The sequence below is a fragment of the Pseudomonas sp. 31 R 17 genome (genome assembly GCF_900004915.1).
Lineage (GTDB): Bacteria > Pseudomonadota > Gammaproteobacteria > Pseudomonadales > Pseudomonadaceae > Aquipseudomonas > Aquipseudomonas orientalis_A.
Genome location: NZ_CVTN01000065.1, coordinates 849,299 through 863,146 on the forward strand (window position 1 = coordinate 849,299; position 13,848 = coordinate 863,146).

Below are 13,848 nucleotides of genomic sequence, written 5' to 3' on the forward strand. Positions count from 1 at the left end.
GTACAGAGGTGTTCGAAGGGGTTATGGATAAGTTACGGGCGTTCTTAGTCGGTTTGCCTCGACGCAAAAAGCGGCTGATTCAGGTCAGTACCGATGTAATGGTGGTCTGGGCTGCATTGTGGCTTGCTTTCGTCGTACGTCTGGGCGTCGATGAAATGGCTAATCCAATCATCGCTCACCTTTGGCTGTTTATTGCCGCACCGGTCGTGGCGATACCCCTGTTCATTCGTTTCGGTATGTACCGAGCGGTGATGCGGTATTTCGGTAACGATGCGCTGATTGCGATTATCAAGGCGGTCAGCCTTTCATCGCTGATTCTCGGCGTGGTCGTATATTGGTACAGCAATCACCAGAATGTGGTCCCGCGCTCGATCATTTTCAACTATTGGTGGCTCAGCCTGATCATGGTCGGCGGCCTGCGTCTGGCGATGCGCCAATACTTCCTGGGTGACTGGTTTACGGCGGCTCAGCACGTTCCGTTCACTAGCCGGGAAGATGGTCTGCCGCGCGTTGCTATTTATGGCGCGGGCGCAGCCGGCAACCAATTGGTCGCGGCGTTGAGGATGGGCAGGGTGATGCGCCCTGTTGCGTTTATCGACGACGATGAAAGCATCACTGATCGCGTCATTTCGGGTCTGCAGGTGTACAAGGCCAAACATATCCAGCGAATGATCGATACCACTGGCGCCCAGGAAATACTGTTGGCCATCCCTTCCTCCAACCGTGGGCGTCGCCGTGAAATCCTTGGTTTCCTCGAAGGCTTCCCGCTCCACGTACGAAGCGTTCCGGGTTTCATGGACCTGGCCAGCGGTCGCGTCAAGGTCGATGACATCCAGGAAGTCGACATCGCCGACTTGCTGGGTCGCGACACGGTGCCTGCACAGGACGAGCTCCTGGAACACTGCATCAAGGGCCAGACTGTTCTGGTCACTGGCGCAGGCGGTTCGATCGGTTCCGAGTTGTGCCGGCAGATTCTGGCGTTGCGTCCGACGACGCTGCTGTTGTTCGAACACAGTGAGTTCAATCTCTACAGCATCCTGTCGGAACTTGAGCAGCGCGTGGTCCGTGAGTCGTTGCCCGTCAAGTTATTGCCCATCCTTGGTTCTGTGCGTAACCAGTCCAAACTGCTGGATGTGATGAAAACCTGGCGCGTGGATACGGTTTATCATGCCGCAGCGTACAAGCATGTACCGATGGTTGAGCACAACATCGCAGAAGGTGTGCTGAACAACGTCATCGGGACGTTGAATACTGCCCAGGCCGCACTTCAAGTTGGTGTTTCCAACTTTGTTCTGATCTCTACGGACAAAGCCGTACGCCCGACCAATGTCATGGGCAGTACCAAGCGTTTGGCCGAACTGACCCTGCAGGCGCTCAGTCGTGAACTGGCTCCCGTATTGTTCGGTGACAAGTCGAATGTCTCACGCGTCAACAAGACCCGTTTCACGATGGTTCGTTTCGGCAATGTACTGGGTTCTTCGGGCTCGGTGATTCCGCTCTTTCACAAGCAGATCAAGTCTGGCGGCCCATTGACGGTCACCCACCCGAAGATCACGCGTTATTTCATGACGATCCCTGAAGCGGCGCAGTTGGTGATTCAGGCAGGCTCCATGGGCTTGGGCGGTGATGTGTTTGTACTGGACATGGGCGAGCCGGTGAAGATTGTCGAGCTGGCCGAAAAAATGATTCATCTGTCCGGCCTGAGCGTGCGTTCCGAAAAGAATCCCCATGGCGATATTGCCATCGAATTCTCCGGCCTGCGTCCCGGCGAAAAGCTTTACGAAGAATTGCTGATTGGCGACAACGTCGTCGCGACCCAACACCCGATGATCATGAGTGCCAACGAAGATTATCTGTCATGGGAAGTCCTCAAGGGCAAGCTCACTGAGTTGCTTGCAGCGGTGGATGAAGACGATTACACCCGTGTCCGCCAGCTTCTGCGCGACACGGTCAGCGGCTATGCGCCCGACGGCGAAATCGTTGACTGGATCTATCAGCAACGTCGCCTGGAGCCGTGAGTTAACACCCTGTTACTCAACCGCTTTTGACACCCTCCAACCATCGCCTAAGTTAGAAAAGCAGCTTCGGAAAGCTGCTTTTCTCTTACCGATGTCATGGAGCGTCACCGATGCAAAACACCTACGTTTCCTCCCTTGTCTTTGCCTTCCTCGCCAGCCTCTCTGCCGCCACCACCGCAGCCCCATCCGTCAAACCTGAAGCCCCAACCCCCATCTCCGCGCAAATGGTCAAAGCCGAGCAATCCGCCAAGGTCAACCTCAACGCGGCCGATGCTGAAACCCTGCGACGCGACTTGTTCGGTATCGGCGCCGCCAAGGCGAAAGCGATCGTTGCTTTTCGCGAAAGCAATGGCCCGTTCACTGCGGTGGATGAGTTGCTGGAGGTAAAGGGTATTGGCAAGGCCCTGCTGGAGAAGAATCGCGACAGGTTGGTTATCAACTGAAGGACGTAGCCAGGAAGGCCGATCATTGATCGGCCTTTTAGCCTGTGTGTTTCCCGCCCAGTCCTGGCATGAAATGTGGTTACTTCAAGATTATCGATTGTTCGACAGTCACCCTTGATGGAGGATCGCCCCATGTACAAAGACTATCCGGCCGCCTACCAAGTCAGCAAAGGCTCGACATTACAGGTGGATACGGCGTTCTACGAGCGCATCCGGGATCGCCGGGACCAACGCACGCTGATCGAACAGTTCGAGGTTCCTATCCGCACGGGCAGGGCATGGAAAGTCCCTGCCGGGCATGTCTTCCGCGTGACCACTCCGGTGGGCCCGCAAGTGGGGGATTTCAACGTGTGGAACGCCAATGATCCGCGCGAGCGCTTATGGGCAGCTCGCACCCGGCAACTTCAAGGTGCCCATGTCAGCACTCACGACCGCTTGTGGTCGAACCTTCCATTCCTGCGGCCACTGGTCACCATTACCGATGACAGCCTGGCAGGCTACGGCATCGATGAACATGGCGGGCGCCTGCATGATTTGCTTGGCACGCGCTGCGATCCTTATGTGAACCGTATGCTCACCGGTGAGGACTTTCATCATCATTGCCATTCGAACCTGACTCGCGCGGTATTGCCCCACGGTCTGACGGAATTCGATGTGCACGACGTGCTGAATATTTTCCAGTGCACCGGACTCAATCACGATGACATGTACTTTATGAAAGCCTGTCCGGCACAGAAGGGCGATTACCTGGAGTTTTTCGCCGAGATTGATTTGCTGTGCGCGCTGTCGACGTGTCCGGGTGGGGATTTGTCACTGCCGATGTGGGGGCCGGACGCGCAGGACCCGTTGACGGTGTGTCGTCCGTTGGGGGTCGAGATCTACCAATTGGAGGAGGGGTTGCTTGAAGGCTGGAGTCAGCCCGAGCGTGCTGCCTATAAAGGGCAGCACGGGATGCAGATTGCCAAGGCGGCTTGGGAGTAACCCAAGGCTCAACGATCCTGGGCATCCTTGGCATCCGCCTGCGCATTGCGCTCGGCCACGCGTTTGCGTTGTTCGTCGGTGAGTTCCACTTTGTTGGCGCTGTCGCGCAGCATCATCAATCCACCGACGATCGATCCGATCGCAACAACCATAATCAACCACGCATACCACGGCATAAGGCTCTCCTTGAGGCAGGTTGCCGGGGGAGAATTTTCCCACGGTAATAACTGCTTTGAGTTACGGGCGTTCTGAGTAGTTCAGTGTAGGCCCGTTCTGCCTCACAAGTCTTATAGCCCGGTCAACATCGCATCTGCCGGCGCATCGGCGCGGTCTTGGGCGGTCAGTTGGAAGTAGATGAAGCCCACGGCCATGAAGCCAAGGAAAATCAAGCCGATCAGTGTATTGAACCAGGCCATCGCCACCAGGCACACCACGGCCAGTACCAGCGCGATGCCCGGCACGATGGGGTAGCCCGGTGCTCGGAAAGTCCGCTCCAGCAGGGGTTCGGTTTTGCGCAATTTGAACAGGCTGAGCATGCTCATGATGTACATGACGATGGCGCCGAACACCGCCATGGTGATCATCGCGGCGGTCAGGGTCATGCCGCCCAGGTTGATCAGGCCGTCGCTGTAGATGGCCGCGATGCCGACCACGCCGCCGGCGATGATGGCGCGGTGAGGTGTCTGAAATCGCGACAGTTTGGCCAGGAAAGGCGGCAGGTAACCGGCGCGCGCCAGGGCGAAGAACTGGCGCGAGTAGCCGAGGATGATGCCGTGGAAACTCGCCACCAGGCCGAACAGGCCGATCCATACGAGCATGTGCAACCAGCCGGAGCTTTCGCCCACCACGGTTTTCATGGCCTGGGGCAGCGGGTCGTTGATGTTTGACAGGGTGCGCCAGTCGCCCACGCCGCCCGCGAAGAACATCACGCCCATGGCCAGGATTACCAGGGTGAGGATACCGCTGATGTAGGCTTTCGGAATGGTGCGCTTGGGATCTTTCGCTTCTTCGGCAGCCATGGCCGCGCCTTCGATGGCGAGGAAGAACCAGATGGCGAAGGGGATCGCGGCAAACATGCCGGCAATCGCCGGGGCACCGAAGGTGTCGGCGCCGGCCCAGCCGTTCAGGGCGAAGTTGCTGAAGCTGAACGCCGGGGCGACGACGCCCATGAACACCAGCAGTTCGGCGACGGCGAGCACGCAGACCACCAGTTCGAAGGTGGCGGCGAGTTTCACGCCGAGGATGTTCAGGCCCATGAACACGATGTAGGCCCCGACGGCGGCGTGTTTCGGGTCCAGTGCTGGAAACTGCACGTTGAGGTAGGCGCCGATGGCCAGGGCGATGGCGGGTGGCGCGAAGACAAACTCGATCAGGGTTGCCAGGCCGGCGATCAAACCGCCTTTCTCACCGAAGGCGCGGCGGCTGTAGGCAAAGGGGCCGCCGGCGTGGGGAATCGCCGTGGTCAGTTCGGTGAAGCTGAAGATGAAGCAGGTGTACATCGCGGCGACCATCAATGAGGTCACCAGAAAGCCCAGTGTGCCCGCTACGCCCCAGCCATAGCTCCAGCCGAAGTACTCGCCGGAAATCACCAGCCCGACAGCGATGCCCCATAGATGCAGGGTGCCCAAGGTGGGTTTGAGTTGTGTGTTCATTGTGAGGAGTTCCCTGAACGGTTGGAATGATTCAGGGTGTTGCAGTGGCTATGCCAGGCTACGCAAGCCTGTCGCAAAGCGGCGCCTATGTCGCCTGCGAGACGGTTTAGCGTTTGAATGCGGCCTGGCGCGCACCAGATAAGGGCGGTATTGCCTGGACTGCCGCCATCGCGGGCAAGCCCGGCTCCCACAGTGGACCGCGTCGGGCCTGAAAAAAACGCGATCAAAAGGTGGGAGTGGGCTTGCCCGCGATGAGGCCCTCTCAGTCACCGCCAATTCCCCCGTAAACCCCGCATAAAGCCATTCTTTACGCCATCTTTACGCCCCGCGCCCCGCCTCGCTCTCGTTCCTTTACACCCCTCCTGCGGACAATTGCCCCACACGCGGCACTCGCCGTTAAACGGAGAAACTTCCATGAGCGTTCTGGACGGGGTGTCACTGCTATTGGCCGTGGCGCTGTTCATTTATCTGCTGGTTGCGCTGTTACGCGCGGATCGGAACTAGGAGCGGGCTATGCACAGTTATGACTATTGGCTGATCATCGCCTTCTTCGCCGTGGTACTGGTGCCGGCACCGTTTCTGGGGCGGTTCTATTACAAGGTGATGGAAGGCCAGCGCACGTGGCTGACGCCGGTGCTGGGGCCAGTCGAGAAAGCCTGTTATCGCCTGTCGGGTGTGGACGATCAACAAGAGCAAAGCTGGCAGAAGTACATGCTGGCCTTGCTCGCGTTCAACTTGGCGGGCTTCGTGCTGTTGTTCGCCATCCTGTTGTTTCAGGACTATCTCCCACTCAACCCGCAGAAATTGCCGGGCCAGGAATGGACGCTGGCGTTCAACACCGCGGTCAGTTTCATGACCAATACCAACTGGCAGAACTACAGCGGCGAAGCCTCCCTGAGCTACCTCAGCCAGATGGTCGGCCTCACCGTGCAGAACTTCGTCAGTGCCGCCACCGGCCTGGCAGTCCTGGTCGCGCTTTGCCGTGGGATCGGTCGCAAATCCACCGCGACCCTGGGGAATTTCTGGGTCGACATGACCCGCGCCACGCTCTACGGTTTGCTGCCGCTGTGCCTGGTGCTGGCGCTGTTCCTGGTATGGCAGGGGGTGCCGCAGACGTTCGCCCATTACGTTGATGCCGTGACGATGCAGGGTGTGGATCAAGTCATTCCCCTGGGCCCGGCAGCCAGCCAGATTGCGATCAAGCAACTGGGCACCAATGGCGGCGGCTTCTTTGGGGTGAACTCGGCGCATCCGTTTGAAGACCCGACGGCGTGGGCCAACCTCTTCGAAGTGGCGTCGATCATTCTCATCCCGGTCGCCCTGGTGTTCACCTTCGGTCACTACGTCAAAGACCTGCGTCAGAGCCGCGCGATTCTGGCGTGCATGCTGGCCTTGTTCCTGATTGGCGGCGCGACGTCGCTGTGGTCCGAGTACCAGCCCAATCCGACCCTGAACCACCCGGCCGTGGAACACACCGCGCCATTGGAAGGCAAGGAAACGCGCTTCGGCACCACCGGCACGGTGCTCTGGTCGGTGACTACCACCGCGGCGTCCAACGGTTCGGTCAACGGCATGCAGGACAGCCTCAACCCTCTGAGCGGCATGGTGGCGCTGGTCAACATGATGGTTGGCGAAGTGATTTTCGGCGGCGTCGGCGCCGGTTTGTACGGCATGTTGCTCAACGTGTTGATCGCGGTGTTCCTCGCCGGCCTGATGATCGGCCGCACCCCGGAATACCTGGGCAAGAAGCTTCAGGCCAAGGAAGTGCAATTGCTCGTAGTGACCCTGCTGGTCATGCCGGTGGGTGTGCTCGTGCTGGGTGCCATCGCCGCCAGCCTGCCCGGCCCGGCCGGAGCCATCAGCAACCCTGGCCCTCATGGCTTCAGCCAGTTGCTCTACGCCTACACCTCGGCCAGTGCCAACAACGGTTCGGCGTTCGGCGGTTTCAGCGGCAACACCGCGTTTCACAACCTGATGCTCGGGCTGGGCATGTTGATCGGCCGGTTCGGTTACATCCTGCCGGTCCTGGCCCTCGCCGGTAGCCTGGCGATGAAGAAGACCGCACCGATTGGCCAGAACAGTTTTCCGACCCACGGCCCGTTGTTCGTGACGCTGTTGACCGTGACCATCTTGCTGGTGGGCGGCCTGACGTTTCTGCCGACACTGGCGCTGGGCCCGATTGCTGAACACCTGAGCATGGGCTTCTAAGGGGATATGAGAATGAACATGTCTGTAAAAAATGCTGCCCCCGCGCACACTCAGGAGCCCGCCAAAACCGCGATCTCTGCGTTGTGGCGCCCGGCGCTGGTCCAGGCGTTCGTCAAGCTGGATCCCCGTCAATTGCAACGCTCGCCGGTCATGCTGGTGGTCGAGCTGACCGCCATTCTGACCACCGTGCTGTGCTTTGTGCCCGATACCAGCGTGCCGACTTTCGTAGCCGTGCAAATCGCGGTGTGGCTGTGGTTCACCGTATTGTTCGCCAACTTCGCTGAAGCCTTGGCCGAAGGCCGTGGCAAGGCCCGCGCCGACAGCCTCAAGGCCGGCAGTGAGGGCCTGAGCGCGCGCCGCAAGGAGGCCGACGGCAGCTTCAAGGTGGTACCGGCCACCAGCCTGCGCAAAGGTGATGTGGTGCGCGTCGCGGCAGGTGAAATGATTCCCGGCGACGGCGAAGTGATCGAAGGCATCGCCGCGGTCAACGAAGCGGCGATTACCGGGGAGTCCGCCCCGGTGATCCGCGAGTCCGGCGGCGACCGCTCTGCCGTCACCGGTAACACCCGGCTGGTGTCGGACTGGCTGCTGGTCCGCATCACTGCCAACCCCGGCGAGTCGACCCTGGATCGCATGATCGCTCTGGTGGAAGGCGCCAAACGCCAGAAAACCCCCAACGAAGTTGCACTGGATATCCTGCTGATCGGCCTCACCCTGATCTTCCTGCTGGTGGTGGTCACCCTGCAGCCGTTCGCACACTTCGCCAATGGCAGCCTGCCCCTGGTGTTCCTCGTCGCACTGCTGGTGACGCTGATTCCCACGACCATTGGCGGCTTGCTCTCGGCCATCGGCATTGCCGGCATGGACCGTCTGGTGCGGTTGAACGTGATCGCCAAGTCCGGTCGCGCGGTGGAAGCGGCAGGGGATGTGCACGTATTGCTGCTGGACAAGACCGGCACCATCACCTTCGGCAATCGTCGTTGCACCGCCGTGGTTGCGGCGCCCGGTGTCAGTGGTCGGGAAGTGGCTGAAGGCGCGTTGTTCGCCTCCCTGGCCGATGACACGGCGGAAGGCAAGTCCATCGTCGAATACCTGCGCGCCTTGCATCCCCAGGCCGAGCCGACGCTGGAGCAACTGACCGCCGTACCGTTCAGCGCGGAAACCCGCTTATCCGGTGTCGATTACCAGGGCCGCGTCTTTCGCAAGGGCGCGGTGGATTCGCTGCTGGCGTTTATCGGCCAGCAACGCAGCGACCTGTTACCTGCGCTGTCGCGGGAAATCGACAAGATCGCGCAGAGTGGCGGCACGCCGTTGCTGGTGTGCGCCGATGGCAAGTTACTCGGTGCGATCCATCTCAAAGACGTGGTCAAGCCCGGGATCCGCGAGCGTTTCGCCGAGCTGCGCAAGTTGGGCATTCGTACCGTGATGGTCACCGGCGACAACCCGCTGACCGCCGCCGCGATTGCCGCTGAAGCCGGCGTGGATGATGTACTGGCTGAAGCCACGCCTGAGAAGAAACTGGCGCGTATCCGCCATGAACAGAACGACGGCCGTCTGGTCGCCATGTGCGGCGACGGCGCCAATGACGCCCCGGCACTGGCCCAGGCCGATGTCGGCATGGCGATGAACGACGGTACCCAGGCTGCGCGGGAAGCCGCGAACATGGTCGACCTCGACAGCGATCCGACCAAGCTGCTGGACGTGGTGCAGATCGGCAAGGAGTTGCTGGTGACCCGGGGCGCGCTGACCACCTTTTCCATCGCCAACGATGTGGCCAAGTACTTCGCGATCCTGCCGGCGCTGTTTGCCTCGATCTATCCGCAACTGGGCGTGCTCAATGTCATGCACTTGCAGAGCCCGCAGAGCGCGATCCTGTCGGCCATCGTGTTCAACGCGCTGATTATCGTGGTGCTGATTCCCCTGGCCCTGCGCGGTGTGCGTGTGCAAGCCGCGAGCGCGGCCGCGCTGTTGCGCCGCAACCTGCTGATCTACGGCCTGGGTGGGCTGCTGGTGCCCTTTGTGGGCATCAAGGCGATCGACATGCTGCTGACGGCGCTGCACCTGGTTTGAGCCTGATCATTCCCACGCTCAGCGTGGGAATGCTGCCCCGGACGCTCCGCGTCCCACCGCATCACTGCACCGAGGAGTCTGAAATGTCCAACATCATCCGCCCAGCCCTGAGCCTGCTGGTACTCATGACCCTGATCACCGGCGTCGCCTACCCGCTGGTGGTGACCGGCATCGCGCAAGTAGCCTTTGCAGACCAGGCCAATGGCAGCCTGGTGCGCGATGCCAGCGGCAAGGTGCGCGGCTCCAGCCTGATCGCCCAGGATTTCAGCGGTGACGGCTGGTTCCACCCACGCCCTTCGGCCGGCGCGTTCGCGACGGTTTCCAGCAGTGCCAGCAACCTTGGCCCGAGCAACCCCGCACTGGCCGCGCGTATCCTTGACGACGCGACCAAACAACAGGTGCCAGGCCAGGGGCCGGTACCGTTGGCCTCGCTGACGACCTCCGGCAGCGGGCTCGATCCACACTTGCCACCCGAGGCAATTGCCTATCAACTGGCGCGAGTGGCGGCCGCACGAAATGTACCGGTGTCGACCTTGCAGCGGCTGTTGGATGAACACATCGAAAGCCCGTTGGTAGGCCCGCCCGTAGTCAACGTGCTGGCCCTGAACATGGCCCTGGAAAAACTCTGAACCCTGTGGGAGGGGGCTTGCTCCCGATAGCGCTGGTTCAGTTGAAATAGCTGTTACTGACACACCGCTATCGGGAGCAAGCCCCCTCCCACATTTGATCTTCATTGAACCTGACTACTTTGAACACCTGAGGAACCCCCGCGCATGAGCGACTCCGGCCGCGCCGATGCCCTGCTAGCCGATCTGCCCCGCAACGGCCGTGGCCGGCTCAAAGTTTTCCTCGGCGCCGCGCCCGGTGTAGGCAAGACCTACGCCATGCTCCAGGCTGCCCATACTCAACTGCGCCAGGGTGTGGCTCTGATCGCCGGGGTGGTCGAGACCCACGGCCGCGCCGAGACCGAAGCCTTGCTCAGCGGTTTGCCGCAACAGCCGTTGTTGCGCAGCGAATACCGGGGCGTAATGCTTGAAGAAATGGACCTCGACGGCCTGCTTGCGGCCCGGCCCAAGCTGGTGCTGGTCGACGAACTGGCCCATAGCAACGCCCCCGGCAGCCGTCATGAAAAGCGCTGGCAGGACATCCAGGAACTGCTGGCGGCCGGCATCAACGTGTTCACCACGGTCAACGTCCAGCACCTGGAAAGTCTCAACGACCAGGTGCGTGGCATCACCGGCGTGCAGGTGCGTGAAACCCTGCCGGACTGGGTGCTGCAGGAGGCCGACGAGCTGCTGCTGATCGACCTGCCATCCCGCGAACTGCTCGAGCGCCTGCGCGACGGCAAGGTGTATGTGCCGGAACAGGCGCGTGCGGCCATCGATGCGTTTTTCACCCAGACCAACTTGATGGCCCTGCGCGAGCTGGCCATGCAGACCGCTGCCGCCCATGTCGACGACGATCTGGCCCAGGGATATCGCCAGCTCGGCCAGGCGGCGCCGGCGGTGCGGGGTCGCCTGCTGGTGGGTGTCGATGGCGATGCGCAAGCCGAACGCCTGGTGCGCCATGCCAGCCGTGTCGCCCAGCGGCGGCATTTGCCATGGAGCCTGGTGCATGTCGACAACGGCCGCGCGCGGGATGAACAGTCCCGGCTGCGCCTGCAGAATGCCCAGCAACTGGCTGAACGCCTGGGCGGTGAGGTGGTGCTGCTGCGGGCCGGCGAGGTGGCCAGGACGTTGATCCAGCATGCCGCCGAGCGCCGCGCCAGTCTGGTCTTGGTGGGGCAGTCGCGCATGTGCTGGCGTCGGCGCCTGTTCGGTGGCGGCCTCGCCGCACGCTTGCTGCGCGATGCGCGGGGCCTGGAAATCAACGTACTCGACAGCGACGATATACCTGCGGCACCGCGCTTGCCGGATGTGTGCGGGCTGCGCTGGTTCGATTATGCCCTGGCCGTGGTGGCCACCCTTGTCGCGGCGGGCCTTGCGTGGGGTGTGTCCAGCCTCTTGCCGTTACCGAATATCTCGCTGGTGTTCCTCGCTGCGGTGCTGCTGGTGGCGGTGCGCAGCAGCCTGGGGCCTTCGCTGGTGTGTGCGGCGTTGTCGTTCATGACCTACGACTTTCTGTTTATCCCACCGAATTTCTCCTTTTCCATCCAGCGTGAAGAGGACGTCCTGACGCTGTTGTTTTTCCTGTTGATGGCGGCGCTCACCGGCAACCTGGCCGCACGCCAGCGTCAGCAATTACAGGCGCTGCGCGATACCCAGGAAGAAACCAGCGAGCTGCTCGACCTGTCACGCAAGCTCACCGCCGCCACGGACCGCCAGGCGGTCATCAGTGCAGCGGCTCATCACCTGCAAGGCTGGAATGAGTTGGATCTGTGCCTGGTCAATCGCGACGGCCAGGGCGGTTGGACGATCGAGACCGGTGGCCCGCTGACCCTCACCGAGGCCGAGCGTGCCGCCGCCGACTGGGCCTGGCAGCACGACCAACCGGCAGGCATGGGCACAGGCACCTTGCCGTTTGGACGCTGGTGGTGGTGGCCGTTGTCGGGTGAAGAGGGCCCCCTGGGCTTGCTGGGCGTCAGCGCGAAAGCCGGCATGGAGTTGAGTGGCCAACGCCGTCGCCTGCTCACGGCCTTGAGTCAGCCGTTGGCCCAGGCGTTGGCGCGTGCGCAGTTGGCGCAGGAATTGGAGTCCGCGCGTTTGCACGGTGAGACCGAACAACTGCGCAGCGCCTTGCTCGCCTCCGTCTCCCATGATTTGCGTACGCCGCTGACCTCCATGCGCGGCAGTATCGACAGCCTGCTGGCGCTGGGTGAGGCGATCCCCTTGGAGGACCGTCGCGAATTGCTCGAAGGGACCCGTGATGAAGCCGAGCGCCTCGACCGCTATATCCAGAACCTGCTGGACATGACCCGCCTGGGCCACGGTGCGCTGAAGCTGGCGCGCGATTGGGTGTCGCCCGGGGATATCGTCGGCAGTGCCCTTGGCCGCCTTCGCGCCGTGCTGGCGCCTTTGCAGGTCGACACCGATGTGCCGCCGGACTTGCCCTTGCTCTATGTGCATGCGGCGTTGATCGAGCAGGCCCTGGTCAATGTCATGGAAAACGCCGCGCGCTTTTCGCCGCCCCAGGGCCGCTTGCAGTTGAGCGCCGGCGTGTCGGACGGCCAAGTGTTTTTTGCCGTAGCCGATGAGGGGCCGGGAATTCCGGAGGACGAACGGGCAAAAATCTTCGATATGTTCTACACCGCTGCGCGCGGTGATCGCGGCGGGCAGGGCACCGGCCTGGGGTTGGCGATCTGCCAGGGCATGGTCGGCGCGCACGGTGGGCACATCAGTGTGGCCGACGGTATTGAAGGGCGGGGCACCTGTATTACCTTGTTCCTGCCATTGCCGACACAACCTGCCCTGGAGCAAAACCTGTAGGCGCGAGCTTGCTCGCGAAGGTCGTTAACGATAAAGATGGCTTCCTGAATGTACGCGGCGCCTAGACGTTTTTCGCGAGCAGGCTCGCTCCCACATGGGTTGGTTTTTTAATTGATTTTAACTGAGACACCATGAGCCAGACCGCGACGATTCTCGTCATTGATGACGAACCGCAGATCCGCAAATTCCTGCGCATCAGCCTGGCCTCCCAAGGCTATAAGGTGATCGAAGCCGGTAGCGGCAACGAAGGCCTCGCTCAGGCGGCGTTGAGCAAACCGGACTTGCTCGTCCTTGACCTGGGCTTGCCCGATATGGACGGCCAGCAGGTGCTGCGCGAGTTTCGCGAGTGGTCGACGGTGCCGGTATTGGTGCTCTCGGTGCGGGCCAGCGAAGCGCAGAAGGTCGAAGCCCTTGACGGTGGCGCCAATGACTACGTGACCAAGCCGTTCGGTATCCAGGAGTTCCTCGCCCGTGTGCGCGCATTATTGCGCCAGGCGCCAGCGGGGGAGGCTCAGGAGGCCGCATTGAGTTTCGGCCCGCTGACCGTGGACCTGGCCTACCGCCGCGTGCTGCTCGACGGCGTCGAAGTGGCGCTGACCCGCAAGGAGTACGCGGTGCTGGCGCAACTGGCGCGGCATGCGGGGCGGGTGATTACCCAGCAGCAATTGCTCAAGGATATCTGGGGGCCGACCCATACCGAAGACAGCCACTACCTGCGCATTGTGGTGGGGCATTTGCGCCAGAAGCTGGCGGATGACCCGATGCAGCCGAGGTTTATCGTGACTGAGGTGGGGGTGGGGTATCGGTTGCTGGGTGCTTGAGTTTGCCGGGGCCTGAGGCGGCCTCACACACTTTGAATGTATTCACAGATCAAAATGTGGGAGGGGGCTTGCCCCCGATGGCGGCCTCAGGGCCGACCAGGATGCTGGATCAGACCGAGTACATATCCATTATTTAGGTAACGGCCACTTAGGGTTCCGCCCTGACGGCGGCTCACTTTGGAAAAGCCCCAAAGTAAGCAAAGGGCTCTTGCCCCACCACTCGGCACCTC

General features: G+C 61.5%; 11 protein-coding genes. 9 read left to right on the forward strand and 2 right to left on the reverse strand.

What is annotated here, in order from left to right; translation table 11 throughout:
• Positions 1-23: 23 nt before the first annotated feature.
• From BFP89_RS16095 to BFP89_RS16105, 3 genes are all read left to right on the forward strand, one after another.
• Positions 24-2,018 (forward strand): polysaccharide biosynthesis protein, encoded by a 1,995-nt coding sequence (locus BFP89_RS16095; RefSeq protein ID WP_065886427.1) that lies wholly within the window; start codon positions 24-26, stop codon positions 2,016-2,018.
• Positions 2,019-2,128: 110 nt separating this feature from the next.
• Positions 2,129-2,461, forward strand: a complete 333-nt coding sequence (locus BFP89_RS16100) for a ComEA family DNA-binding protein (protein ID WP_065886428.1) — start codon at positions 2,129-2,131, stop codon at positions 2,459-2,461.
• A 132-nt stretch (positions 2,462-2,593) separates the two neighbouring features.
• Positions 2,594-3,442, forward strand: coding sequence for an urea carboxylase-associated family protein (locus BFP89_RS16105; RefSeq protein ID WP_065886429.1), 849 nt, complete (start codon positions 2,594-2,596; stop codon positions 3,440-3,442).
• A gap of 8 nt (positions 3,443-3,450) precedes the next feature.
• Here the strand turns inward: BFP89_RS16105 and BFP89_RS16110 are convergent, their stop codons facing one another.
• Both BFP89_RS16110 and eat read right to left on the reverse strand, forming a co-directional pair.
• Complete coding sequence (locus tag BFP89_RS16110; protein ID WP_003172675.1) at positions 3,451-3,618, reverse strand: DUF2897 family protein; 168 nt, start codon at positions 3,616-3,618, stop codon at positions 3,451-3,453.
• 111 nt (positions 3,619-3,729) lie between these two features.
• Positions 3,730-5,094 (reverse strand): ethanolamine permease, encoded by a 1,365-nt coding sequence (gene eat / locus BFP89_RS16115; protein WP_065886430.1) that lies wholly within the window; start codon positions 5,092-5,094, stop codon positions 3,730-3,732.
• 414 nt (positions 5,095-5,508) lie between these two features.
• Here eat and kdpF point away from each other — a divergent pair, with 414 nt between their 5' ends.
• From kdpF to BFP89_RS16145, 6 genes are all read left to right on the forward strand, one after another.
• On the forward strand, positions 5,509-5,598 hold the full coding sequence (gene kdpF / locus BFP89_RS16120; RefSeq protein ID WP_003218754.1) for a K(+)-transporting ATPase subunit F: 90 nt from the start codon (positions 5,509-5,511) through the stop codon (positions 5,596-5,598).
• Positions 5,599-5,607: 9 nt separating this feature from the next.
• On the forward strand, positions 5,608-7,302 hold the full coding sequence (gene kdpA, locus BFP89_RS16125) for a potassium-transporting ATPase subunit KdpA (protein WP_065886431.1): 1,695 nt from the start codon (positions 5,608-5,610) through the stop codon (positions 7,300-7,302).
• A gap of 6 nt (positions 7,303-7,308) precedes the next feature.
• Positions 7,309-9,372 (forward strand): potassium-transporting ATPase subunit KdpB, encoded by a 2,064-nt coding sequence (kdpB, locus tag BFP89_RS16130; protein ID WP_370671217.1) that lies wholly within the window; start codon positions 7,309-7,311, stop codon positions 9,370-9,372.
• Positions 9,373-9,455: 83 nt separating this feature from the next.
• Positions 9,456-10,001 carry a potassium-transporting ATPase subunit KdpC gene (gene kdpC / locus BFP89_RS16135; RefSeq protein WP_065886433.1) on the forward strand — a complete coding sequence of 182 codons (546 nt, stop codon included), beginning with the start codon at positions 9,456-9,458 and terminating at the stop codon, positions 9,999-10,001.
• 144 nt (positions 10,002-10,145) lie between these two features.
• Entirely contained in the window at positions 10,146-12,797 is a 2,652-nt protein-coding gene (locus tag BFP89_RS16140) for a sensor histidine kinase (protein WP_065886434.1), read from the forward strand.
• Between the two features lie 131 nt (positions 12,798-12,928).
• Complete coding sequence (locus BFP89_RS16145) at positions 12,929-13,618, forward strand: response regulator (RefSeq protein WP_065886435.1); 690 nt, start codon at positions 12,929-12,931, stop codon at positions 13,616-13,618.
• Positions 13,619-13,848: the final 230 nt, after the last annotated feature.